General features: G+C 60.0%; 20 protein-coding genes and 1 tRNA gene. 6 read left to right on the top strand and 15 right to left on the bottom strand.

Annotated elements, in window-relative coordinates:
• Window positions 1-70: 70 nt before the first annotated feature.
• Together HMPREF2605_RS08255 and HMPREF2605_RS08260 are read right to left on the bottom strand one after the other, a co-directional pair.
• Window positions 71-955 (bottom strand): Fpg/Nei family DNA glycosylase, encoded by an 885-nt coding sequence (locus HMPREF2605_RS08255; protein ID WP_060824667.1) that lies wholly within the window; start codon window positions 953-955, stop codon window positions 71-73.
• Between the two features lie 103 nt (window positions 956-1,058).
• Complete coding sequence (locus HMPREF2605_RS08260) at window positions 1,059-1,550, bottom strand: ribose-5-phosphate isomerase (RefSeq protein ID WP_070605377.1); 492 nt, start codon at window positions 1,548-1,550, stop codon at window positions 1,059-1,061.
• 378 nt (window positions 1,551-1,928) lie between these two features.
• Here HMPREF2605_RS08260 and pepN point away from each other — a divergent pair, with 378 nt between their 5' ends.
• Window positions 1,929-4,478 (top strand): aminopeptidase N, encoded by a 2,550-nt coding sequence (gene pepN, locus HMPREF2605_RS08265; RefSeq protein WP_070847915.1) that lies wholly within the window; start codon window positions 1,929-1,931, stop codon window positions 4,476-4,478.
• A gap of 261 nt (window positions 4,479-4,739) precedes the next feature.
• The gene (locus HMPREF2605_RS08270) at window positions 4,740-5,897 is read left to right on the top strand and encodes an SGNH/GDSL hydrolase family protein (RefSeq protein ID WP_246828193.1); all 1,158 of its coding nucleotides are present in this window, start codon (window positions 4,740-4,742) and stop codon (window positions 5,895-5,897) included.
• Between the two features lie 143 nt (window positions 5,898-6,040).
• Here HMPREF2605_RS08270 and HMPREF2605_RS08275 read toward each other — a convergent pair whose 3' ends face one another.
• Entirely contained in the window at window positions 6,041-6,646 is a 606-nt protein-coding gene (locus HMPREF2605_RS08275) for a phosphatase domain-containing protein (RefSeq protein WP_049345629.1), read from the bottom strand.
• 278 nt (window positions 6,647-6,924) lie between these two features.
• Window positions 6,925-7,788 carry a DUF8185 domain-containing protein gene (locus HMPREF2605_RS08280; RefSeq protein WP_070847920.1) on the bottom strand — a complete coding sequence of 288 codons (864 nt, stop codon included), beginning with the start codon at window positions 7,786-7,788 and terminating at the stop codon, window positions 6,925-6,927.
• A 218-nt stretch (window positions 7,789-8,006) separates the two neighbouring features.
• Between HMPREF2605_RS08280 and HMPREF2605_RS08285 the strand changes: the two genes are divergently transcribed.
• On the top strand, window positions 8,007-8,915 hold the full coding sequence (locus tag HMPREF2605_RS08285; RefSeq protein WP_049342090.1) for an acyl-CoA thioesterase: 909 nt from the start codon (window positions 8,007-8,009) through the stop codon (window positions 8,913-8,915).
• A gap of 134 nt (window positions 8,916-9,049) precedes the next feature.
• Here the strand turns inward: HMPREF2605_RS08285 and HMPREF2605_RS08290 are convergent, their stop codons facing one another.
• Complete coding sequence (locus tag HMPREF2605_RS08290; protein WP_246828194.1) at window positions 9,050-9,625, bottom strand: HdeD family acid-resistance protein; 576 nt, start codon at window positions 9,623-9,625, stop codon at window positions 9,050-9,052.
• Window positions 9,626-9,872: 247 nt separating this feature from the next.
• Window positions 9,873-11,552, bottom strand: coding sequence for an energy-dependent translational throttle protein EttA (gene ettA, locus HMPREF2605_RS08295; protein WP_005508129.1), 1,680 nt, complete (start codon window positions 11,550-11,552; stop codon window positions 9,873-9,875).
• Between the two features lie 93 nt (window positions 11,553-11,645).
• On the opposite strand from ettA, the gene HMPREF2605_RS08300 reads away from it, so the two are divergent.
• Window positions 11,646-12,062 (top strand): MmcQ/YjbR family DNA-binding protein, encoded by a 417-nt coding sequence (locus HMPREF2605_RS08300; protein WP_070634722.1) that lies wholly within the window; start codon window positions 11,646-11,648, stop codon window positions 12,060-12,062.
• A gap of 719 nt (window positions 12,063-12,781) precedes the next feature.
• Here the strand turns inward: HMPREF2605_RS08300 and HMPREF2605_RS08305 are convergent.
• The 8 genes from HMPREF2605_RS08305 to ffh all read right to left on the bottom strand — a co-directional run bounded on the left by HMPREF2605_RS08305 (window position 12,782) and on the right by ffh (window position 21,032).
• Entirely contained in the window at window positions 12,782-13,069 is a 288-nt protein-coding gene (locus HMPREF2605_RS08305) for an antibiotic biosynthesis monooxygenase family protein (RefSeq protein WP_070847925.1), read from the bottom strand.
• A gap of 213 nt (window positions 13,070-13,282) precedes the next feature.
• Window positions 13,283-14,197 carry a tRNA (guanosine(37)-N1)-methyltransferase TrmD gene (gene trmD, locus HMPREF2605_RS08310; RefSeq protein ID WP_070847928.1) on the bottom strand — a complete coding sequence of 305 codons (915 nt, stop codon included), beginning with the start codon at window positions 14,195-14,197 and terminating at the stop codon, window positions 13,283-13,285.
• A gap of 3 nt (window positions 14,198-14,200) precedes the next feature.
• Window positions 14,201-14,851, bottom strand: a complete 651-nt coding sequence (rimM, locus tag HMPREF2605_RS08315) for a ribosome maturation factor RimM (RefSeq protein ID WP_070634724.1) — start codon at window positions 14,849-14,851, stop codon at window positions 14,201-14,203.
• A gap of 212 nt (window positions 14,852-15,063) precedes the next feature.
• A complete protein-coding gene (locus tag HMPREF2605_RS08320) occupies window positions 15,064-15,309 on the bottom strand; it encodes an RNA-binding protein (RefSeq protein ID WP_005505691.1) in 246 nt (81 codons plus the stop codon).
• Between the two features lie 2 nt (window positions 15,310-15,311).
• Window positions 15,312-15,734, bottom strand: a complete 423-nt coding sequence (gene rpsP / locus HMPREF2605_RS08325; protein WP_005505689.1) for a 30S ribosomal protein S16 — start codon at window positions 15,732-15,734, stop codon at window positions 15,312-15,314.
• A gap of 306 nt (window positions 15,735-16,040) precedes the next feature.
• Window positions 16,041-16,526, bottom strand: coding sequence for an NUDIX domain-containing protein (locus HMPREF2605_RS08330; protein ID WP_070847931.1), 486 nt, complete (start codon window positions 16,524-16,526; stop codon window positions 16,041-16,043).
• A 12-nt stretch (window positions 16,527-16,538) separates the two neighbouring features.
• Window positions 16,539-19,349, bottom strand: a complete 2,811-nt coding sequence (locus HMPREF2605_RS08335; protein ID WP_070847934.1) for a hypothetical protein — start codon at window positions 19,347-19,349, stop codon at window positions 16,539-16,541.
• Window positions 19,350-19,454: 105 nt separating this feature from the next.
• On the bottom strand, window positions 19,455-21,032 hold the full coding sequence (gene ffh / locus HMPREF2605_RS08340; protein ID WP_005505683.1) for a signal recognition particle protein: 1,578 nt from the start codon (window positions 21,030-21,032) through the stop codon (window positions 19,455-19,457).
• Between the two features lie 314 nt (window positions 21,033-21,346).
• Here ffh and HMPREF2605_RS08345 point away from each other — a divergent pair.
• Window positions 21,347-21,429 (top strand) — tRNA-Leu (locus tag HMPREF2605_RS08345).
• 229 nt (window positions 21,430-21,658) lie between these two features.
• Here HMPREF2605_RS08345 and pyk read toward each other — a convergent pair.
• Window positions 21,659-23,122 (bottom strand): pyruvate kinase, encoded by a 1,464-nt coding sequence (pyk, locus tag HMPREF2605_RS08350; RefSeq protein ID WP_070847937.1) that lies wholly within the window; start codon window positions 23,120-23,122, stop codon window positions 21,659-21,661.
• A 521-nt stretch (window positions 23,123-23,643) separates the two neighbouring features.
• On the opposite strand from pyk, the gene HMPREF2605_RS08355 reads away from it, so the two are divergent.
• Window positions 23,644-24,216 carry a flavodoxin domain-containing protein gene (locus HMPREF2605_RS08355; RefSeq protein WP_070847941.1) on the top strand — a complete coding sequence of 191 codons (573 nt, stop codon included), beginning with the start codon at window positions 23,644-23,646 and terminating at the stop codon, window positions 24,214-24,216.
• The last annotated feature ends 84 nt before the right edge of the window (window positions 24,217-24,300 follow it).

Raw genomic sequence — 24,300 nt, forward strand, 5'->3', positions numbered from 1 at the left:
AGCCCCAATTTATTATCGAGGACTCCTCGCTTTTCTCGTATCCACAGCCGTGAGTTAGAGCCGGATACCACTACTTCTGGCAGCCGGGGCACCAGTAGAGTTTGCGGCCGGCAATTTCTTCCATGCGGATAGTGGTTCCGCAGCGGCGGCAGGGCTCGCCGTGGTGCATGTACACGTAGTTGGCGTGGTCGGGCCACGCTTCGGTTTCGGGCACGCCGGGGCGGTCTTCGGGTTCGGTGGTGATGATGCGCCCCACGCGCACGCCGATGACCAGCAGGTGCTTATTGTCCTCCCAGAGTCGCTGTAGCTCCTCATCGCTGAGGCTCTTGCCGGGGCGTAGCGGGTCAATTTCCTGGCGGTACAGCGACTCGGCGCGGAAGATATTGCCCACGCCGGAGATTGCCGCCTGGTCCATCAGAATCACACCAATCGGGCGGGAGCTCTTGCGTGCCGCGCGGTAGAACTGTTCGGGGTCGGCATCCGGGTTGAGCGGGTCGGGGCCGAGCTTGGAGCGGACGGTGCGCACCTCCTCCGGGGTGAGGGTACGGCAGATAGTAGGGCCCACCAGGTCCGCCCAGCCGTGCTCCGAAACAATACGGCAACGCACCGTACTCTTCGGTTCGGGAGGACCGGCGTAAGGCTCCCCCTCCCCCGCCGCGTATTCTTTTTCGCCGATCTTGCGGGGCGCGCCAATGCTCGAAGCACCCGTGAACGTCTCGTCCCCGCCGAAGCTCCAGTTACCGTAAATACCCAGGTGCACGTTCAGGGTCAGGTCGTTCTCGAAGGTCACGAACAGGTGCTTACCGTGCGCGTACGCCCCGGTGATGGTGTGCCCGTCCAGCAGGGCGGCACCCTCAGCGTAGCGGCCCTGCGGGGAGGAAACCTGCACGCGCTCGCCGGTGAAGACGTCACTGATTTGGCGGGCGATACGGTGGATAGAGTGGCCTTCGGGCACGGGTTCTCCTCGAAAACTTGTCGGCTAGAAATAGTGCGGATTATATGGAGCGCAGAGACAACTGAGGCGCATAGCCTGCACTATGCGCCTCAGATTTTAGAGCTTAGGCAGCGTCAATCTGCTTGCCGGCAATGTCGCCGGTCTGCTCGTACTCAGCCAGCTGACCGATACGGCGTGCGTGACGCTCCTCGTTGGTCCAGGGGGTAGCCAGGAAGACCTTGATAATTTCCAGTGCTTCTTCCTTGCTGTGCTGGCGGCCGCCCACAGCTACAACCTGTGCGTTGTTGTGCTCGCGAGCCAGTGCCGCGGTGTCGTGGTTCCATGCCAGAGCCGCTCGGATACCCTCAACCTTGTTCGCAGCCATCTGCTCGCCGTTGCCGCTACCGCCCAGCACGATACCCAGGGAGTCCAGGCCAGCCTCGCGGTCACGCTTCACACCAAGGGCTGCGTTAATGCAGAACGAGGGGTAGTCGTCCAGCGGGTCGTAGTCGGCGGGGCCGTGGTCAATCATTTCGTAGCCCGCAGCGGTGAGGGACTCGATCAGGTAGTGGCTCAGTTCGAGGCCAGCGTGGTCGGTTGCGATGTGTACGCGCATGGTACTCTCCTGGTGATTTTGTCTTGGTGTGACGTGCGTTTGTGCGTTCGTGGGAGGCGCCGGTTCTCAGTTCTGAGCGCCGTTGCTAGAGTGCGCCGCGCATCCATCAGGTGGGATACGCTCCCCGTTTGGGTTTTTTCTGTCTTAACTGTATCGAATTCGCGCGGGTTCGGGTAATGCGGAGCCTTCTAGACCCCCACCTATACGGTAGACTGTGGGATATGGCACTTTTTGGTGTCCCGATTCGCCGCGCCCAAACTTGAACGCCTCCAGCGCTACGTATGCAGCGTCGCAGGAGCCGCGCACCTCGGGAACCAGCGCACCATGACAGGGCGTGTCAACACGGCACGCTATTCACATCTAAGGAGAGGGAGCTGTATGCCCGGCCTGAACCTAACCCGCAACGAGGCAATCGAACGCGCATCCATTATTAAGCGTGTGCACTCGTACCGTATTGAACTCGACCTGCCGAAGGACAAAGACGTCTTCTCCTCGAAGGTTGAAATCCGTTTCGATGCTCAGGAAGGTGCCTCCACCTTCATTGACGCCATCACCTCCTCGGTTAAGTCCATTAACCTCAACGGTGAAGAGCTGAGCACCGACCTGGCTGACGGCGAGCGCATCCAGCTGCCGAACCTTGCTGCTGAGAACACCCTGGTCATTGACGCAGAGATGTTCTACACCAACACCGGTGAGGGTCTGCACCGTTTCGTGGACCCCGCCGACGGCGAAGTGTACCTGTACTCCCAGTTTGAGGTGCCGGACTCCCGCCGCGTGTTCCCCGTCTTTGAGCAGCCCGACCTGAAGGCTGAATTCGAGTTTATTGTGCGCGTTCCCTCGCACTGGGTGGTTGTGTCTAACCAGCCCGAGGTGAAGGTTGAGGAGAAGGAGTGCGGTTGCGGCCGTGCGAAGACCTGGTTCTTCAAGCCGACCCCGCGCATGTCTTCGTACATTACCGCGATTGTGGCTGGCCCCTACGAGAAGGTCACCAGCGAGCTGACTAACTCTGAGGGTCGCGTGATTCCGCTGGGCGTGTACGCTCGTAAGTCCCTCATGCCGTTCGTGGATGCTGAGGACATGTTTGAGCTGACCCGTCAGGGCTTCGAGTTCTACGAGGAGCAGTTCAAGACCCCGTACCCGTTCGAGAAGTACGATCAGCTGTTCGTGCCCGAGTTCAACGCCGGTGCGATGGAGAACGCTGGCTGCGTGACCTACCTGGAGACTTACGTCTTCCGCTCCAAGGTTGCGGAGGCTCTGCGTGAGCGCCGCGCTATCACTGTTCTGCACGAGCTGGCTCACATGTGGTTCGGTGACCTGGTCACCATGAAGTGGTGGAACGACCTGTGGCTGAACGAGTCTTTCGCTGAGTTCATGTCGACTCTGGCTGCTGCGGAGAACACCCGCTACGCGAAGGAGGCGTGGGCTACCTTCGCCGCATCGGAGAAGACCTGGGCGTACCGTCAGGATCAGCTGTCTTCGACTCACCCGATTGTGGCTGAGATCCGTGACCTTGCCGACGTTCAGGTGAACTTCGACGGCATCACCTATGCGAAGGGCGCTTCGGTGCTGCGTCAGATGGTGGCGTGGGTTGGCCAGGAGAACTTCATGGCCGCTCTGAAGGTGTACTTCGACAAGCACAGCTGGGGCAACACCGTTCTGGACGACCTGCTGGTTGAGCTGGAGCGCACCTCCGGCCGTGACGTGCGTGCGTGGAGCGCTAAGTGGCTTGAGACCGCTGGTGTGAACACTCTCGCCGTTGAGATTGAGAACGACGAGGCTGGCAACATTTCGAACCTGGGTATCCGCCAGTCCTACGCTGAGGGCTTCGAGACCCTGCGCCCGCACCGTGCCGTAATTGGTTTCTACAACCTGGTGGACGGCAAGCTGACCCGCACCGACCGCATCGAGCTGGACATTGACGGCGAGCTGACCGTGGTTGAGGAGGCTCTCGGTAAGAAGCGCCCCGACCTGCTGCTGCTGAACGATGAGGACCTGGCGTACGCCAAGATTCGCCTGGACGAGCGTTCCATCGAGACCGCTATCAAGCACCTGGGCGACATTGATTCGTCCGTGGCTCGCGGCGTGGTCTGGGGTTCGCTCTGGGATACCGTGCGTGACGCTCAGATGCCGGCACGTAAGTACGTTGACCTGGTGCTGAACAACATCGGCAAGGAGACCAACTCCACCGCTCTGCGCACCCAGATTAACAACCTGTCCGCTACCCTGCACTCCTTCGTGGCTCCTGAGGCTCGCGAGGAGACCCGCCACCGTGCCGCTGACCGTCTCTGGGAGCTGGCTAACGCCGCAGAGCCCGACTCGGATGCTCAGCTGCAGCTGCTGCAGGCGTTCATCAACCAGACCCGCACCGAGGAGCAGTACAACAATGTGCAGCGCCTCTTCGAGGGGGAGCTGACCCTTGAGGGCCTGGACATTGACGCTGACCTGCGTTGGAACCTGGTGTGTCGCCTGGCTACCGGTGGCCGTTTCTCCGCCGAGCAGATTGCTGCGGAGCTGGAGAACGACAACACCGCGAACGGTCAGCAGTACGCCGCTCAGGCATACGCATCGATTCCGACCGCGGAGGCTAAGGCTGAGTACTGGAACAAGATCATGGTGACCGGCGAGCTGTCGAACATGATTCAGCGTTACGCTATTTCCGGTTTCAAGTCCGGCAAGCCCGAGCTGATTGCCCAGTACGATGAGCCGTACTTCGAGCAGATTGAGGGTATTTGGCGTTCGCGTTCGCACGAGATTTCCATGCAGATTATTGGTGGCATGTACCCGAGCGAGCCGACCGCTGAGCTGCTGGAGCGTACCGAGGCGTACCTGGCTTCTCTGCCTGAGGATGCTGCGGCTCTGTACCGTCAGATTGCGGAGGCACGCGACGGCGTGGCTCGTGCGCTGAAGGTTCAGGCGGCTGACATCTAACAATGCTTGTGAGCTGAGGCGGGTTCGCCACCTGCTCTCATAAGTTTTTATTCGTCCCCTTCTACCCCGATTCGGGGTGGGAGGGGACGTTTCTATATGGGGGGGTATGCCGGTTCTATTTTGAGTTGTGCCCCAAGTTGCACACCGGTTTGCGCACCGAGTCTAATTCTTGTCACTGCGGTGCATATTTTTTGTTATTTTCATTTGAATATCCCTCAAAAGCTCTCTACTTGGGGTTGCGCCTATCGTATACTGTTGTGCATGCCTTCTATCAAGTCTCCTATCGCGAAAGTTTCTCTGACCGGCACAATCCTTGCTGTGGTTGCCGCCGGTTCCTTTGGCATGTACTCCGCAGGAGGCTTCACCGCACCCGGTAGCACCGCCGCTACCGCTGCTACGGGCGCCGAGCCTACCCAGTCGGCCCAGGAAAGCCCCAGCGAGTCCCCCTCCCCCGAGCCGACTCCGGAACCGACCACCCCGGCTCAGAAGATGGAACGCACCGCGCAGAACGCCTTCGGCAAGGAGGGCGCACAGGCAACCGGTGAGATTCAGGCGCCGTTCTCCACCTCCGCTGATGCCGCCGACATGCTGGTTCAGCAGTTCAAGGGTGGCGTGGTCATGTACACCCCCAAGTACGGTCCGGTTGCGGTGGAATCCGGCGTCTACGAGCACTGGTGGAAGCAGCGCGGGTACAGCGACTTTGCCGGTTGGGAGGGTCTGCCGGTGAGCTGGCGATCCAAGAAGGGCGTTCTGTACACCAAGTTTGAGAAGGCTGAACTCTACTGGGATAAGGCGAACGGTCTGCCGCGTAACACCAATGTTCTTGGCGCTAAGGATGCCCTGGTGATTGGTGACTCGCAGGTGACCGCAACCTCCTGGGTTGGTTTGGGTCTGAAGCAGGCAGGTTTCGTCCCGTACCTGTTCCGTTGCGGCGGCATCGGTTTTGTGACTGCCCGCGAGGGTGTGTGCCCCTCCTACTATCAGGGTGTGATGGGTGGCCGTTGGGCTCTGCCGAGCGGTAACCCCGGCGTGATTTACCTGGACGCCTCCGGCAATGACATTTACATTCACGAGGATGAGACGAAGGCGCGCGAGCACGTGAACGCTCACCAGACTCAGGTCATTGAGCAGCTGCGACGTATGTACCCGTCGTCGAAGATTGTGTTCGGTGGTGTGGTGTCTATGGATGAGGCGTCTGCACCGGATAAGCAGGTGGCGCATAAGCGTCACGTGGCAAACGAGGTGGCAAGGCAGGGTGCCCGCGAGACCGGCGTGCTGTTCATGGACACCTCGGGCTGGCAGAGCCTCTACCTGGCTGAGGGTGACATGGCTGATGGCGTGCATCTGAAGGAGAAGGCGCACCATAAGCTGGCGGGCCCCTTTGCGACTCGTCTGCGTGAACTGCTCAGCACTGTGTAAACTAACCGCCTAATCAGCCGCGTACATCAGCTTCGATCAACGCATATAGCATTAGAATGAGGCGCCGGGAGGATTGAATCCTTCCGGCGCCTCATTCGTTTGAGTGGGTTACCCACCGCAGCTCTCAAGTTGGTGTGCGGGTTTTATGCCGCGACGTTTGCCTGGCGTTCCTTCGCCTCGGCCTTCTGGTGTGCGAGCACGCCCTCCGCAAGGCGACGCTTCTGACGCTCACGAGCGGCTTCCTTCTCACGCTGCTCGGCAGCCCAGGCGACCGGGTCAATGTCGATCGACTCGTAGTGCCATTCGCCAATGTAGTCGCGAATCGGGGCGACCCAGGTGACGGGAATGCCGCGGCGCAGGTACACCTCGTGGTCGGTGTCTTCAAAAGCGTGGATAATGCGGTTGCCGTCAGCAATCAGGGACTCAATGACGGAGTCCTTCCATGCGGGGCTGTTGGAGCCGTCGTTGCCGGGCTTAGCGAACACGTGCTTGGGTTCCAGACCTGCGCGGGCGATGAACTGGTTCAATTCCTTCATGTAGGTGCCATCGCGGCCGGTAATTACTACGACCTCTGCGCCGGTGTCTGCTGTGATTTCGCGAACACGGTCGGCAACTTCAACATTGACCGTGGCGTTGCGGATGGCCTTGAAGAATCGGCGGTTGCTTGCGAAGAAACCGGTCAGGTACTTATCCATCTGATCTCGGTTGCTGGCAAGGGTACCGTCAATGTCGACTGCAATCAGATCCATATAGGTCTCACTTTCGATCCGTACGGGAAGAATGCGCCTGGTGAGGGCGCGGCGGAAGAGTTCCCGTGCGGTGTGGCTGGTAATCGGTGTGTCAAAGACGCCCCGGTGAAAGGGCGTAGTCTTTCTAGAATACCCTATTTTCGTAAAGTAATGCCCTATCGAATGTCATTATTACAACTACCCCGTTGATGTCATACGGCATAGAAAAACCGCTGGTGGCGCAGACAAAGAGCCCACACCACCAGCGTAAAAAATCTAGAAATGTCTCAACAAACGGTTTAGAGTAGCGAACCGGACCCGCGGCGCACCAGCACCATACCGGCGGGCGCCACAATGCGCAGCCACTCCTCCGAACCTACGTGCGCCGCGAACAACGGCAGATCGCCCGTGAAGCCTTCCGGGATGAAACCGAACACGCGCAGGGCGAATGCCGCGCCGGTCGGCACAAGCACGGTATCGAACTCAGGTAGGTACTCCAGCACCATATCGGAGGACCAAATACGCGAGCGCACCGTAGAAAGCACAGCAGCACCGGGGTTCTCGGGCAGGGCACGTTCTACCGCCTCCAGACCTTCTGCGGTGGCTCGGTGGAACTCTTCAACCGGGACGGTACCGACCTCGTACCAGCCGCTGAGCGGGGCTGACTTGCCAGCCCAGCTAGCGTTGACGGTCACCGGCGGCATGAACAGCACCAGCTGCGGGTTCTCTTCGTTGCGCTGTTCTTCTGCCTGCTTCTGCAGACGCGCCAGACGGTCCAGCAGCGCCTGCGCCTGTACGGTCATGTCCAGGGTGGAGTCAGCCAGCAGGTGCAGGGCACGCAGACCCATGATGACCGGGGTGTCCGAGTAGGCATCCTCCGGCTCCAGGGAGCAGGCGAATACCGCCACCACGCGGCCGCGCGCAGTCAGGCGGATAGCGGCGTCCGGGTTCACCGCCAGGGCGCGAGAAATGTAGGTGGCAAGGTCCTTGACCACTGCGGCACCCTGCGCGCCGCCGGGCAGGATCAGGTAGGGCTCCTCCACGCCTTCGTGGGGGTTGTACTTGAGCTCAATGGGTGCCGCCGCATTCGGTGCGCTGTTCTGGTCGGGAGCGTTCTCCTGCACGGGGGTATTGTCAGGGGTGGTTTCAGACGGCGTAGTCATTTCTGCTCCTTTTCGGCGTTGGCCTGCTCGGTGGCAAGTTGGTGGGTGATATATGCGATGGTGTGTTAGGGGAACGTTCCGGATTGTTCATCCAGATCGATAATCCGGGCCGTTGTTCCTAGTCAATGTTCCGAATCAACCTGTCGTGGTTGTCTCAGAGTATGCTCTCCCACTCTACGCCAGAAACCGGCTCATTGAAAACGTGCGAGAATAAAACCATGACCAAGCCCACTGTGACCCAAAACCTCATGCGGATGCTGGACCTCTCCCCCGTGGAGGCGGCGCCCGCCTCCTTCGGTAGTGATGAAGTGTCTACCGGCGTGACGCTCACCCGCGAGCAGCCGCGTACTTTCGGTGGTCAGGTTCTTGCCCAGTCGATTATTGCCGCCGACCGCACGGTGGAGGGCAAGGACATCCACTCGATTCACGCCTATTTTCTGCGTCCCGGCGATATTGAGCGTGAACTGTTCTTCGCCACTCAGCGCCTGAACGATAGCCGTTCCTTCTCGACCCGCCGCGTGCAGGTGTTCCAGGATGAGGCGCCCATGTTCTCTGCAATTATGTCTTTCCAGGCGGATAGCCGCGGCCCGGAGCACACCGCGGTCACCATGCCGGAGGTTCCGGACCCCGAGTCCCTTCCGAAGGTCAGCGATTATCTGGGCCAGCTCCCCCACCCCATTGCACAGGCGGTAGCGTGGGAACGTCCGATTGATATGCGCCACGTGGATGCGCCCCTGTACACTCAGCCGGATGCCTCCTCGACACAGCCGCGTGCCTGCGTGTGGTTCAAGACCTTTGACCGCCTGGTGCATGCTGATGGTTCTGAGGCGTCGGAGGCGGAGCACCGCGCCGCTATCGCCTACGCTTCGGATTACCTGCCGCTGGAGCCTGCTCTGCGTCGTCACGGCAAGTTCTGGCTGGAACCGGGCCTCAAGAGCGCCTCGCTGGATCACGCGATGTGGTTCCACCGCCCGGCGCGCGCCGACGAGTGGCTGCTGTACGTGCTGGATTCCCCGAGTGCGCAGGGCGGCAGGATGCTCGCGCAGGGTTCGATTTTCAATCGTTCCGGTGAGCTGGTGGCGACCGTGGCGCAGGAAATGATGTTCCGCCTGCCGGAATATCGATAAAGCAGAGCACCGCTAGGACTACCGGAAGGCGTCAGGCGAACCTGGCAGAGCATACAGAAAGACCGTGTGAGGTGGTTGTCTCACACGGTCTTTCTTATGTTCTAGTGTACGTTCTAGACGGGGCGAAGAAGCTCTTATTTAGCTTCGCCGTCAATAACACCGTCCGGGGAAATGTGCACGGTGCTCTTGGTGCGGCGGGAAACAAAGAAGTCACCCACGAATACCAGACCGGTCACCAGAAGACCCAGTGCTGCCATCCATACTGCCGCCACGCCGTAGATTATCGGGAACAGCACCACGAGCAAGCCCAGAATAAGGGTACCAATAGCAGAGAGCTGCAGGTGGCGTCCGGCGGCGTAGCTCAGGTATTTCATGGCCTGGGCAGTCATCAGACGAATCAGCGCCCACATAATCATCCACGTACCCACAATGGTCGGGATGAAGGTTGCCTGTGCACCCACCGAGGCAGTCAGCAGAATCAGGCCAGCCACCACGGTCAAGATGCCGTCAACCAGGTCCCAGCCGGTACGTGCCTGCTTTGGCGTGCCGAAGTAACGTACCAGTTCAAACACGCCACCAAGCCACACCGAAATGGAGAACACATAACCCAGAACTACCAGCGGAATAGCGGGATTGGCGAACATGTAGATTGCCGCTGCAATCAGCAACAGACCGGCAACCAAGGACATCCAGTTATATTTTGAAAGCATAATGCTCTTCTCTTCGTAATCACATGTGTCAGTTGCACTTACGTGCATACCCATTATAAACCGTGAATATGAAATCCGCCACGATATATCGGTCGCCACTGAGCGAACTATTTCTACCGACGAATAACCCACCACGTAGCGGAACAACACGTGAGATAGCAGGACTATACCCCTTCCCCAGCAGACACAGCGAAGCCCCGCCTCCTGCGTCATAACAGCATCAGGAGGCGGGGCTTACCACCAAACCCTATCGGGTCAGCTTGCGGTGCACCACGCGGTGCGGCTTAGCAGCCTCAGGGCCGAGGCGCTCAATCTTGTTCTTCTCGTAGGACTCGAAGTTACCCTCGAACCAGTACCACTGATCCGGGTTCTCATCGGTGCCCTCCCACGCCAGGATGTGGGTTGCCACGCGGTCCAGGAACCAACGGTCGTGGGAGACGACCACTGCACAGCCGGGGAATTCCAGCAGCGCATTTTCCAGGGATGCGAGGGTCTCAACGTCCAGGTCGTTAGTGGGCTCATCGAGCAGCAGCAGGTTACCGCCCTGTTTGAGGGTCAGCGCCAGGTTCAGACGGTTACGCTCACCACCGGAGAGCACACCCGCCTTCTTCTGCTGGTCCGGGCCCTTGAAGCCGAACGCGGAAACGTACGCACGCGAAGGCATTTCAACGTTGCCGACCTGGATGTAGTCCAGACCGTCAGAGACGACCTCCCAGAGGCTCTTCTCCGGGTCGATGTTCGCGCGGTTCTGGTCAACGTACGAGATCTTCACGGTCTCGCCGACCTTCAGCTCGCCGCCGTCCAGGGGCTCCAGGCCAACGATGGTCTTGAACAGGGTGGACTTACCCACACCGTTAGGACCAATCACACCGACAATGCCGTTACGGGGCAGGGAGAAGGACAGGCCGTTAATCAGGGAACGGCCGTCGAAGCCCTTCTGCAGGTTCTCAGCCTCAATAACGACGTTACCCAGGCGGGGTCCCGGAGGAATCTGAATCTCTTCGAAGTCAAGCTTGCGGGTCTTCTCAGCCTCCGCAGCCATCTCCTCGTAGCGTGCCAGACGAGCCTTCGACTTAGCCTGGCGGCCCTTAGCGTTGGAGCGGACCCAGTCCAGTTCCTCGCTCAGGCGCTTAGCGAGCTTAGCGTCCTTCTTGCCCTGAACTTCGAGGCGGGAGCGCTTCTTCTCCAGGTAGGTGGAGTAGTTACCCTCGTAGGGGTACAGGTTACCGCGGTCAACCTCAGCGATCCACTCGGCAACGTGGTCGAGGAAGTAACGGTCGTGGGTAATCGCGATGACGGCACCCTCGTAGGACTGCAGGTGCTGCTCCAGCCAGAGCACGGACTCTGCGTCCAGGTGGTTAGTGGGCTCGTCGAGCAGCAGCAGGTCAGGCTTCTGCAGCAGCAGCTTGCACAGTGCCACGCGGCGGCGCTCACCACCGGAGAGGTGGGTGACGGGCATGTCAGCGGGCGGGCAGCGCAGCGCCTCCATTGCCTGCTCCAGCTGGGAGTCGAGGTCCCATGCGTTAGCGGCGTCGATAGCTTCCTGCAGCTGACCCATTTCTTCCATGAGGGCGTCGAAGTCAGCGTCGGGCTCAGCCATGAGAGCGGAGATTTCGTTGAAGCGGTCCAGCTTGGACTTGATTTCGCCCACGCCTTCTTCAACGTTGCCCAGAACGGTCTTCTCTTCGTTCAGCGGCGGCTCCTGCATGAGGATACCCACGGTGTAGCCTGCGGTCAGGCGTGCTTCACCGTTGGAGGGCTGGTCGAGGCCAGCCATGATCTTCAGGATGGTCGACTTACCCGCACCGTTCGGACCAACCATACCGATCTTGGCGCCGGGGAAGAACGACATCGTCACGTCGTTAAGGATGACCTTGTCGCCCACAGTCTTGCGGGCCTTGATCATCTGATAAATAAATTCAGCCATAGTTACCTATTTTAGCGTGGATTCGGCTGAGGGTACGAGAGTTTTAGGTTGCGTGCTAGGCGGGGTACCGTGCGGGGCACTAGACTCGAAGCTATGAGCACAAACCCCTCCCCCAAAGTTCTGCGGCCCGAGGACCTGGAGCAGACCCTGTACCGCATCGCGCTCGCCATGCCTCTGGCAACCTCCGACCAGCCGTTCGGGCCCGAGCACACGGTGTACCGCATCGGCGGCAAGATGTTCGCCATGTACACGGAGGGTATCGGCTACCCCATTGTGAACCTGAAGACCGACCCGGAAGAGTCGGAGGTGCTGCGGCGCATCTACCCGAGCATTATTCCGGCATGGCACATGAATAAGCGGCACTGGATCTCTGTGGGAGCCGGCGAGGGTGTCACCGAGCGGGTGCTGGAGGAGCTGGTCGAGGATGCGTACCTGCGCGTCATGTACTCGCTGCCCAAGGCGAAGCGGCCAATCGAGTTCCGCGAGCGCCCGGTACCCGAAAAGCACTAGGTACAGGAACGCTAGGTAACGTATAGTCCAAGTCTGGGACGTGTAAAAGTCGGTTTTAAACAGCGGAGCGGGTGAGCTTCGGTCCGGACCACCGAGTTGCTCACCCGCTAAGCAAAGCACTTTTCTATCCGCGGCTGGGAGGGTCATCAACCACGATGAACGCTCGAACCACCAAGCTCCCATCCCATATATTGCGGGGTCCAGTACCATGCACCACTTGTGTGAATACGTGATAGTTGAGTCGGCTCCCCTGCCAGACCTTCCTATGCAGAGGAGGTACTCACACGGGTGCGCTGAATATTCCCTTGAGTGACTCGGCTGTCTCATGCGATGTAACCGAGAGGGGATCGCTGTCCTCGCCCGAACTACCGGCACGGACGAAGTGTGCTCTCGGGAACAATAATAACCTTTTTGCATTAAAGTGTCACTTTCGGATTGAAGGATTTCAGGGGCATTTATTGACCACAATTCAGGTGTTTTATAGCGCCGAACCCACATATCCAACCACCACGAAATACCTGCAGATTTTATGCCCCGAAAAATCAAGGAGGGGCCGCACCGACCCTTCCCTATATCGCCTCCACATGGGCTAATACCCACTTAAAGCAATATACAGAAAAGTTAGTGCGGCCCCTCACTATTTGAGATAAAAATGAGATAAACCCCTACTCAGAGCGATTACCGATGGGTTTTACCTATTAATTCCCCAGAGTGACAGGTTACTCGCCGAACTCCACCTTCTCGAAGCTCATGGTGCCATCAGCGTGAGAGACAACAGTGTTCGGGTCACGCTCACGACGAGCCGCCGCGTACGCATCGTGGCTTGCCTCATCAACCCAGCGGGTCACCACAAAGTAGTCGCCACCCTCATCCAGGGGGCGCCACAGCTCAAAGCCCTCAAAGCCGGGGAAAGAGTCAGCGATGTGGCGGGCAGCAGCGAAGCGCTTCTCCAGCTCAGCCTGGTTGTCGCCAACGACAGCAAGACGGTGAACCTTAACAACGGACATGTGTCCTCCTTCTGTTGAGTACGTGCTTTCATCGATGAAAGCGTATTACCACCTCGCGCCACCTATATATAGGTAGGCTATGTTCTTAGCGAGGTTACCCTCAGAATAACGGGTCGCGGGCACAAAAAATAGGGGTTAGCGCCAACTAACAGTTATATGACGCTAACCCCCATTCAGAGGATCATGAGGCGCTCGCGAGCGCTTCTTCGAGGCCTAGGAATTTGCCTCGGGCTGGGCTGTATCTGCCTGAGTCGCACTATCAGCCTGCGGTGCGGGGCTCTTCTTCGCCTTCTTCTGAGCCGCCTTCGCAGGGTTCGCAAAATGCACCCCGCGCTCAGCCAAGAAGCGGCGGTCCTTCTTATCCCACTGCTCCACCGGGTACGCCTCCAGCAGGTCGGGGCGGCGCTCCAGGGTGCGCTCAATCTGACGGTCACGACGCCAACGCGCAATCGCACCGTGATTACCCGACAGCAGCACCTCCGGCACCTCACGGTCACGCCACACGGCGGGCTTCGTGTACACCGGGTACTCCAGCAGGCCGCCCGTGTGCGACTCCTCCTCGAGGGAGGCGGGGTTGCCCATCGCGCCGGGAATCAGGCGGGTGATAGCCTCAATCATTGCCATGACCGCAACCTCACCACCGTAAAGCACGTAGTCGCCCAGGGACACGGGCATCACGCGGAAGCTCTCCTGCGCCCAGTCCAGCACGCGCTCGTCAATGCCTTCGTAGCGTGCCGGGGCGAAGACAATATGCTTCTCCTCCGCCAGCTCGTACGCCATTGCCTGATCGAAAACGGCACCCGCCGGGGACGGGACAATCAGCAGCGGACGGGTATCGGCGGAGGGTTCGGCGGGCTCGGTACCCTCAGCATCGCCTTCGGAGGCGGCATTCAGCGGGGAGGCGGCAAGCACCTCATCCAGCGCCAGGCCCCAGGGCTCCGCCTTCATGACCATGCCCGCGCCACCGCCGTACGGGGTGTCATCCACCGTGCGGTGACGGTCAAACGTGTACTCGCGCAAGTCGTGCAGGTGCAGGTCCACCAGGCCCTTCTCACGCGCCTTACCCAGCAGGGACAGCTTCAGCGGTTCCAGGTACTCGGGGAAAATCGTGACCACATCGTAGCGCACGGACTACTCCCCCGCCTGCTCAGTAGCCTGCTCAGCATCCTCGACCAGGTCAATCAGACCCGCCGGAGGGGTCAGCAACACAAAGCCGGGCTCGTCCTCGGTCGAGGGAACCACCTCGGGCACAATCTCCTCAACAAAAGGAATCATGATCTCTTCACCCGCGCCGGAGGCAAGACGCGGCGAACGAGCCAGCTTAATGAGTAGCAGGTCCTGAACCGGCATGGTCTGCAGACCGGTCACCTTACCCAGCGGCTTACCCACAGCCGGGTTATCCACGGGGCTCTCGCCCTCGGGCACGTCAGCGAGCAGGTACACGGGCAGGTTCACCAGCTCCTGCTCGTAGAAGCCCTCTTCGTCGCCCTCGTCCTCGGGCACCTCGTAGACCAGGCGGCTGCCGCGCAGCTCCTCAGCCTGGTTGCGGGTGGTCACCTCATCAAAACGGACCACCAGAATCTTCTTGTTCCAGCGGGCACCGGCAACCGTCAGCTCACCGGTGGGCGCCACCGAAGCGGCAGCAGAGCCGGGCTTGAAATTCTCGATACCGAGCACCTCACCGCGGGCAAAACGCTCCTGCGGGGCATCAGTAAAGAGCTGAACCGTCACCTCACCACGAATACCGTGCGGCTTACCGATACGAGCCACCACAACCTGCATAATTTTCCTCCGCTGGATACAAGCTAAAAACCTACGCCGCGCACGTGCACGGCTCCCACTATTCTACCGGGCACTCCGGACGGGCGCATTCTGCCGCATCTCTCCCCCACCTCCGCTGCAACCGGGGCGAGCGCCCACAAACAGAGTCCCGGGTACGCGAACGCCCCCGCCTCCGGAAAAACCGGAAACGGGGGCGCTTCAAACGTTACGAGCTAGCGTCGCTTCTTGTCGGTGTCGATAATGTCGATACGCATCGGCTCGCCATCAGAAATAGCGTCCATCACCAGACGGATGCTCTTGGCGGTACGACCGGACCTGCCGATAACTCGGCCCAGGTCATCCGGATGCACGCGAACCTCAAGGGTCTCGCGGTGACGCTGAGTGCGCAGGCGCACCTTCACGTCCTCCGGACGATCGACAATCCCTCGAACCAGGTGTTCGAGTGCGTCAGCCAACATGATTACTCAGCTGCTTCCTCAGCCTCAGCCTCGGGTGCTGCTTCCTCAGCAGCCTCTTCAGCCTTCTCAGCCTTGGGGGTGATAGCCTCGGGCAGGATCACGGAACCCTTTTCGGGAACAACGAACTCAGCCTTAGCCTCGACGGGCAGAACCTTGGACTCTGCCTTCTCGCCCTTGAATGCAGCCCAGTCGCCCGAGAGCTTCAGCAGAGCCAGAACCTGCTCGGTCGGCTGAGCGCCGACGGAGAGCCAGTACTGAGCACGCTCAGAGTTGATCTCGATACGCGAGGGGTGCTCGGTCGGGTGGTAAATACCGATCTCTTCGATGGTCTTACCGTCGCGCTTGACGCGCGAATCAGCGATCACGACGCGGTAACGAGGATCGCGGATCTTACCCATACGCTTGAGACGAATCTTAACAGCCACTTTAGTGGTTACTCCTGTTTCATAATTTGGTGCGAGGCACACGGTTCAGCACCCGTGGGGCGGGCCATTCACGGCGCCTCTATGGACACAACGGCGCGCGAAGAGAGGGGTCGCGCGTCGCCGGGTACTCAGCTAGGGTATCAGAGCCCAAGATTTTAAGCTAGCGACACGGAAAAATAATTGCCGCAGGCACCGAACATCACTTTTAAACAGCGTTCTGTGCCCGTAATGTGCCCGGCTATGCCCGGCCACTCGGCTGTTACTCGGCTCAAATAGATGCCCCGGCGAGCCGCAGCGTAGCCGACATTAGTCGAGGTTGCTCATCTCCAGAGTCTCCCCCGTCTCAATTGCCCGGTAGCACTCGCGCAGGCGATCCACCATCGAGGGGCGCACGTAACCCTCCAGGTTCTCCGGAGCCACCCACTCATAGGTCACCAGCTCGGCGTCCTGCAGGGTAATCTTCGTATCCGCCGCAATCACGCCGCCGTCATACATGTAGTAGGTCGAATCGCCCCACACACCCAGCGACAAGCCGTGGAAAATCAGCAGCACGCGGCCCAGCTTCACATCCAGGCCCAGCTCCTCCACAATCTCACGCTCACAACCAGGCTTGGGCGCCTCGCCAGCCTCCACGGTGCCGCCGGGAAGAATCCAGCCGTCCTTATAGTTCGGCTTCACCAGCAGCATCTCACCGCGCTCATTACGAATCAGCGCGCCCGCCGCCAAACGGCGCGTGGGCAAGGTGGCGATAAAAGCCTTCAGCTCTTCATCGCTCAGATAGGAATCCTTCATGGCTTCTTTCCTTTAGCGGTCGGTTTTCTTCGCAGCGCGCTGCCTGATGCTACGCACTATACCCAGGGCACGCTCACGCAGTCCAGAGGGTGCCTGCTCCGTGGACGGGGCGGCATCCTCCACCGTGCGGTAGTGACCCTCACGCAAATCATCAATCAAAGTGCGCTTCTTGGTCGAGGGCTGCTCCCCTGCGGTGTCACCCGGATGCACCAGCTCAGCATCCGCCACCGGGCGGGCATGCTTCTTCATCTGCGTCTGCTCAAATGAACGCAGAACCGTCGGAATCAGCGCCGACTCAACCGTGGCGTTCAGGGCAAAGAGTGCCGCAGCCACCGAGAACTTACGGCTCGCCTTACCCTGAGCACGGCGGCGGCGCGCCACATTCGCCAGGGTCAGGGCAATAGCGCTTTGAGCCGTCACATCCGCGCCCAGGACAAGACCCACGCGGCGGGTCTTCGCACGAATCTGTTCCGGGGTCAGGCGCTTGCGGCGCGAACGAGGCGCGGGGCCCTGAGTGGATGAACTCTGCGGTGCGGGGCTCTGGGATGCCGGTGCCTGAGGCACGGCATCCTGCGATGCATTCGGCGCAGGTTCGTCGCCTGCCGCGGCATCAGCCGAGGTAGCCTCAGCCTGCGTTGCGGAAGACTGGCTGGAGTACGGTGCGAGGGCAGCCCTCAAATGGGCAAGAACAGCTTCTTCTTCCTCCGGGGTGAAATTCCTGCCACCCGTAGGCTGCGCGTCGTCCTTATCGAAATCGCGGTCCTGCTCGTAGTGGCCCTCGAAGTCGTCAAACGCCTCAGAGTCCAGGAAGTCTTCTTCCTCAGCGTCTTCCGGGAAAGACATGTGAGTGTACTCGAAAGGAATATGACCTTCGCTGATGGCATCCATCCACTCGGCGAGAGTCACGCGGCGACCGGTCGCAACCAGGCGGTAGCTACGCTCCATGGGCGAGGTGTAGCCGCCCGGGTAGGGTTCAATCTCCTCGTCATCCTCGAAGGAATCGGCCTCTGCATCACCGGGCTCAACAGCCTCATGGTCAAGGGCGAGCGCCTCGGCAACGGAGTCATCCAGGGGGAAGGTAACGTCCAGAGCTTCAGAAGTCTGCGCCTCATCAGTAGCTTCAGCCGCATCAGCTGATTCAGCAGAACCAGCAGATTCAGCTGCGGGCTGTGCGAGCTCCTCATCCTCGTTACCGAAGACACGCGCCGTGCTAATCGACGCCGCATCAAAACCGGTGGTCGGAACCAGCGCCAGCTCGGTAGGAACATCCAGCAGCTGCAACACCGACTCCAGAGCCAAGGTGTTGCTCGTATCGCGCAGGTACGCGTTCAGGCGGCGACCAGTAATGGAATCAGCCTCCACGCCAAACATCGCCATGACATTAGCGATGCCCTGCTCAATTTCCTCCTCATCGGAACCGAAAATCTTCGAGCCCGAAAGCTCCGGGGCGCTACCGGGAAGCTCCGAGAGCAGATCCTCCAACACGCCGCCGAAACGCGCCACTTCCTCACGGCTGAGGGCACGGTTCAGGCGCTTAGGCACACGCTGCCAGGTGAACTCCTCCACGATGTTCTCATAGGGTTCGCCGAACGCCTCCAGGTACCACTCCTCATCCGAGTAGGGCTCACGGGCGGGTTCCTCGTACACCACCAGGTGCTGCTGGTTCGCGTTGCCCTCAGCAATCAGGGCGTTGCAGTTCAGCAGGCCCAGCAGAGCCATGAGGTCCACCGGGTCGGCAGAAATGAGGGTCCACTCCCCCGCCGGTGCGGCAACAACCTGCCGAGTACCGGCAGGAAGGTACGCCAAAAGAAGCCCGGTAATCATGTCAATGGGCAGGTCAACGAGCATGGCGGCGTCGCCGTCCACCAGGAACTCCAGCTCGCCCTGACCATTGGGCAGCTCCTCCCACACGGTTGCCTCGCCCTCCAGGGCGGCACCGGTGACCGGCAGATGCTCCACCAGCTGAGCCACATAATCCTCAACGGGGGTACCCACGTGCAGGTGGCCGTCAGCGACCTCCAGCACGTTCATGTAGCCCTCATCGTCCACCGCGCAGAGCACGTAGAGCTGCACCTGGTGCTCACCCATCTCGTAAGCAATCAGCTCCGGGGAGGCGGCGGTCGCCTCAATGAGGGCGGCAATCAGCTCCTCATCGGTGGTGGAACGAGCCATGATGCGGCGGCGCTGAATCTTCTCCTCCAGCTCCATGGTCTGCTCGATGCGCTCATTGCGCTGCTTCTCGGCGGTGCGTTCCTCATCCTGGACGCGCAGGTACTCGGGGCTATCCGACTCGCCACTACCGGCGGGTGCGGGGGCATCCTCCCACATGCCGGTGAGCTTATCGACGGTCCACTCTTCGCTCTCCAGTGCGGCGGCGAGGCGGTCAACCTTCGTGCGGTCGTTCCAGGCGCGCTGCTTATCGGGGTCTTCCGCCTTCACCTCATCGTGCATGCTGCGGGCCTCACGAATGAGGTTCAGAATGGTTGCGGCAACGTCGTCGACCGCGGGGTCGTCGCTCTCGCTGGAGTAGACGAGGTCGCCAGCCAGCTCGGCGGACTGCTCACCGTACTCGAGGGCGATACGCGCCCAGACGGGGGTATACCCGGGAAGGATGTTCGAATCATTGTCGAAGTCGCCCGCGAAGTCACCCTCAAGGTAGCCCGCGAAGTTATCTGCAAGTTCATCTGCAGACTCGACGGCAGACTCGCCGGCAGGTTCCTCTACAGCATCATCAGCGAAGGCGCGCTGAGACCACGGCGTGACCTGCTCATTCAGCTGATCATCCGCGTTCTCTCGATCCCAATTCTGCTCGTTCTGAGCCATTGATACCTTCCCTTCACACGCCCAAACCGGGCACCATACCGGTACGGGTGCGCCCCGTAACCACGTGCGCACCCGTACCACCCCTCTCGGGGCTCATATTTGCTCTTACTGCAGGAACTTCTCGAAGCCCTTCGGCAGGTTCATGCTGGACAAATCCATCTCCTGGTTCTGAGCCTGCTGACCAAACGCAGCACCGGCGCGAGCCTGCTGCGCCTTAGCTGCTGCCGCCTCCTGCGCCGCACGCTTCTGCGGGTTGCCGGAGCGAGCCTTCTTCTTCTTGTTGTTCTTCGCGTTCTTACGAGCGCCACCCGCCGCAGCCGCCATACCGGGCATCTGCATACCGCCGGGCATGCCGGGCATCTTGCCCGAAGCGAGCTTCTTCATCATCTTCTGAGCCTGAGCGAAACGCTCCATCAGCTGGTTCACCTCAGACACGGTCACGCCAGCACCCTTAGCAATACGGGCACGGCGAGAACCGTTAATGATGCGCGGAGCCACACGCTCGTGCGGGGTCATGGAGCGAACAATCGCCTCCACGCGGTCAATCTCGCGCTCGTCAAAAGCCTCAAGCTGCTGGCGCATCTGAGCCGCACCGGGCATCATCATGAGTAGCTTCTTCATGGAGCCGAGCTTACGAATCTGCTGCATCTGAGCCAGGAAGTCCTCAAAAGTGAAGTCTTCCTGATCGATGAACTTCTTCGCCATGCGGTCGGCTTCAGCCTTATCCCACTGAGCTTCAGCCTGCTCAATCAGGGTCAGGATGTCACCCATATCCAGGATGCGGCTTGCCATACGGTCCGGGTGGAACTGCTCAAAGTCAGTGACGTTCTCACCGGTGGAGGCGAACATAATCGGCTTGCCGGTCACCGAAGCCACAGACAGAGCCGCACCACCGCGGGCGTCACCATCCAGCTTGGACAGGACCACACCGGTGAAGTCCACGCCCTCGTTGAAGGCGTTAGCGGTGTTCACGGCGTCCTGACCGATCATCGCGTCGATGACGAACAGAACTTCGTGCGGCTCAATAGCGTCACGAATGTTACGTGCCTGCTGCATGAGCTCAGCGTCAACACCCAGACGACCCGCGGTATCGACAATCACCACGTCGTGCAGCTTAGCGCGAGCCTCAGCCACACCGTCACGTGCCACCTGCACGGGATCGCCGGTGGGTACGTCAAACTCGCTGGTCACACCGGGGTGCGGCGCGTACACGGGCACGCCCGCACGCTCACCAACGACCTTCAGCTGGGTCACAGCGTTGGGGCGCTGCAGGTCGGATGCAATCAGCATCGGGGTGTGGCCCTGGCCCTTCAGCCAGTGAGCCAGCTTGCCCGCCAGGGTGGTCTTACCGGCACCCTGCAGACCCGCCAGCATGATGATGGTCGGGCCGCTCTTCGCCATGTTGATGCGGCGGGTCGAACCGCCGAGGATGCTCACCAGCTCCTCGTTCACGATCTTGACGATCTGCTGGGAGGGGTTCAGCGCCTCGGAAACTTCCGCACCGAGAGCGCGTTCCTTCACGTGGGCGGTAAATTCGCGGACCACGGGGACGGCGACGTCAGCGTCGAGCAGGGCGCGGCGGATTTCGCGGACGGTTGCATCAATGTCTGCCTCGGAGAGGCGGCCCTTGCCGCGCAGGTTCTTAAAAGTTGCCGTCAAGCGGTCGGAGAGAGAATTGAACACGAGCCGTGATCACTTTCTTAACGTTGAGGTGGCCCCCAGCCGCGAAGGCGAACGGGGATGGTTAGTCAGTCTTTAAGGATACAGGATGCGCGCTTTCTCCCCCGCCTCCACCTGTGGATAAGTGGCGCCGGTTCACCCTGAGCTCAGGATTTACGCCGCAGGGCGTCTCCAGTCGAGGCGCACCGGGAGCCAGACGGAAGCTCTCAGCACACGCTCCCCGCCCCGCCACAACGTTCCCAACACGTCAGATAGATTAGATTTTCCAGACAGCCTGGGTTAGAATTCTAAAGGTGTTACGCACGAATGCGTAATACGCCCGAGTGGCGGAATTGGCAGACGCGCCTGACTCAAAATCAGGTTCTTCGGAGTGTGGGTTCGAGTCCCACCTCGGGCACCAACGCAAAAGCGGCGGGAAAGTTTCAAGCTTTCCCGCCGCTTTTTCTATACCCGCGCATGCCCGCTCCCCGCGCAACTCCCTCGCGCAACCGTCCGGAGGCGATCCCCCCTCAGACACAAGAAACCACCGCCCGACCGTGAGAGTTCACGACCGGGCGGCGGTCTCTATACACCGAGCGTGCAGGCGAAGGATTACCCTCAGCTACGCATCGGAAAGAATGGTGAGCGGCTTAGCGCTTGACCTCGTTCTCCTCGTAAGGACGCAGAGTCTCGCGCTCGCCCTCAGCACCGTGGACGCGGTGTACCTGAACCATGTTGGTGGTACCTGCGCGACCTGCGGGAGCGCCAGCAGCAACGACGACCAGGTCGCCAGCTTCTGCCAGACCGTTCTTCAGCAGGTACTCGTCCACGAAGTGGAACAGACCTTCCTGATCGGTGATCATCTCAACCTGCTCAGCGTCAACGCCCCACAGCATGGACAGGAAGGAGCGAACCTTCGAGCTGGTGGTGAACGCAACGATCGGGGTCTCGGGGCGCAGACGTGCCAGACGACGTGCGGAGTCACCGGACTGGGTGAAGGTTACGATGAGCTTTGCGTCCAGCTGGTCGGCAATGTTCACTGCCGCGCGGGTGATTGCGCCACCGCGGGTGCGGGGCTTGCGATCCAGCTCGGGCACGCGGTACAGGCCGCCCTTTTCGGTATCCTGAACGATTGCAGCCATAGCCTGCAGGGTCAGGATCGGGTACTTACCGACCGAGGTCTCGCCGGAGAGCATCACTGCGTCTGCGCCGTCGAGGATTGCGTTAGCGCAGTCAGAAACCTCTGCACGGGTGGGGACGGGGTTGTCGGTCATGGACTCGAGCACCTGGGTTGCCACGATGACGGGCTTTGCCCAGCGGCGTGCCATGTCGATTGCCTTCTTCTGGACGAGGGGAACCTCGGAGAAGGGCAGCTCAACGCCGAGGTCACCACGAGCGACCATGATGCCGTCGAACTTGTCGATGATGTCCTGCAGGTTCTCAACAGCCTGGGGCTTCTCGATCTTGGCGATGACGGGTACGCGGATACCCTCTTCTTCCATGATCTTGTGAACGGGATCAACGTCTGCACCGGTACGGACGAAGGAGAGTGCAATGATGTCTGCACCCATCTTCAGTGCGAAGCGCAGGTCGTTTGCGTCCTTCTCGGTCAGCGCGGGCAGGGAGACTGCTGCGCCGGGCAGGTTGATGCCCTTGTTGTTGGAGATGGGACCGCCGACGACCACGCGGGTGCGAACGCGGGTGGGAGTTACCTCAATAGCTTCGAGGCGGATCTTACCGTCGTCGAGCAGGAGCTTGTCGCCGGGCTTTACGTCGCCGGGCAGACCCTTGTAGGTGGTACCACAGATTTCTGCGGTACCTTCAACGTCTTCGGAGGTGATGGTGAAGTCTGCACCGGGCTCAAGGTATTCCTTGCCGTTTGCGAAACGCTCGAGGCGGATCTTGGGGCCCTGCAGGTCGGCGAGGATCGCAACGTCCTTACCAAGCTTTGCAGACTGTTCACGGATGGTGTCGTAGCGTGCCTGGTGCTCGGCGTGGTCACCGTGGCTCATGTTCAGACGGGCGACGTTCAGGCCAGCCTTGATTGCCTCGGAGATCTTCTCGGGGGACTCGATTGCCGGACCGATGGTTGCAACGATTTTTGCGCGCCTCATGTACCTAACCTTTGTGTGTTGTTTTGTGCGACCACTGAGGGTTCACACTGATTTTCCGGGGAAGACTAACGTCAAATTCCCAATTATTCCCACGCGTTCTAACAGGTAACCACATGCCGGATGCGTGGGACTCTTTCTCAATTATAGGGGTTTTACGCCCTCTTGGGTATGTTTCTCCCAACTCTTTCCATCGAAGAAATTGTGTTTCACGTCGCATCTATGACGCCGCTCCTCCACCATGGAACACACCAAACCAAGCCAATTTTTACCCCAACCACCCCCGCCTCGCCCGGAAAGTAAATTAGGGTACTTTTTACCTATATAAACCCCTTGCTGCGCAATATTTAGTCACACTCGAGAACCTTCGATCGTATTTCAAAAACATAGAGACACTCAGAGTGGGCTATGAGAAGATAGATAGGGCTCCAAGAGCTAGGCGATTTCACATTTTCGCGCGCCTAGCCTATATTGGAACCCATAATTAGTATTTGAAATGCGAAATATATCTGGAAGGTTCACAGATGACTACTCGCGTGCTGATTATCTTCGGCTCCACCTACGGCTACACCGAACAGTACGCCACCTGGCTGGCAGAAGATCTGCGTGCACTCCCGCAGGCTCCCGAAGTTGAGACTGTCCCCGCCTCCAAGGTCACCCCCGAGCAGGCAGAGGCATTCGACGCCTTCGTGATTGCCGGCAGTGACTACGGTGGATTCCTCAACGGCGCACCGGCACTTCGTAAGAAGATCCTGCCGGTCATTGCGCCCAAGAAGAACCGCACCGCGTTCTTCACCGTCTCCTTCACCGGTGAGTACTCCAAGAAGCTGCTCGACAAGGCCGTCGCCAAGAGCTACACCCCCGAACTGACCGAAGGTCGCCCCATCTACCACCTGCGTGGCGGCATCGACTTCGACAAGATTTCGCTGGCTCACAAGACCGCCCTGAAGGGCCCGGTGCGCGCATGGCTCATGGCGAACCCGCACCCGAACGAAGGTATTCAGCAGATGCTCGAATGCTACAAGACCGGCAAGGCTGAGTACATCGATCGCGAGACCCTCAAGCCGCTGGTCGAGGACATCGCCAAGTTCCTCTAAGCCTTTCGGGAAACACAAGCTTTCGCCTCTTCCCACCCGTCTCTTTCAGCCGGACATCAGAACCTGAAAGAGCGGGCGGGAAGA

Origin of the sequence: Rothia sp. HMSC065C03 (genome assembly GCF_001837295.1) — a bacterium.
Lineage (GTDB): Bacteria > Actinomycetota > Actinomycetes > Actinomycetales > Micrococcaceae > Rothia.